At 53.4% G+C, this 326-nt stretch carries 1 protein-coding gene; it reads right to left on the bottom strand.

What is annotated here, in order from left to right; all coding sequences use genetic code 11:
- Window positions 1-209 precede the first annotated feature (209 nt).
- Window positions 210-308 (bottom strand): hypothetical protein, encoded by a 99-nt coding sequence (locus QP381_RS08730; protein WP_285068578.1) that lies wholly within the window; start codon window positions 306-308, stop codon window positions 210-212.
- Between the last annotated feature and the right edge of the window lie 18 nt (window positions 309-326).

The following is a 326-nucleotide window of genomic DNA, read 5'->3' as shown; positions in this document are numbered from 1 at the left end:
GGTTTTCCTGCCCACCGGCCTTTCGTATGCTTTAAAGCTTCGATAAACGCGACCGCAAAATCAGCTCGGCGCTTGTCATAGCGCGAGCTTTCAGCCATGAACCGGGTCGGGTGATAATCAGCTAGCTCACGCATACGAATCAGTTACCTTCTATTGGTTAAAAAATCAGTTACTACCAGCGATAACAGGCGCCCTCAAGCCTTGTGGGGCTAGGCTTCGGGCAGATTAGCTAACGCCCAGGCGAGCGCGTGACCGTCGTCAGGGAAAATCTGGTCGGCTTGCTTGATCAGTTCGAGGCCGCATTCGATGAAGGACTTACCCTGCCA

Origin of the sequence: Pauljensenia sp. UMB6358, assembly GCF_030216865.1 — a bacterium.
GTDB lineage: Bacteria > Actinomycetota > Actinomycetes > Actinomycetales > Actinomycetaceae > Pauljensenia > Pauljensenia turicensis_A.
The sequence above is the reverse complement of the archived record's forward strand: the minus strand, read 5'-3'. Positions and strand labels throughout refer to the sequence as shown.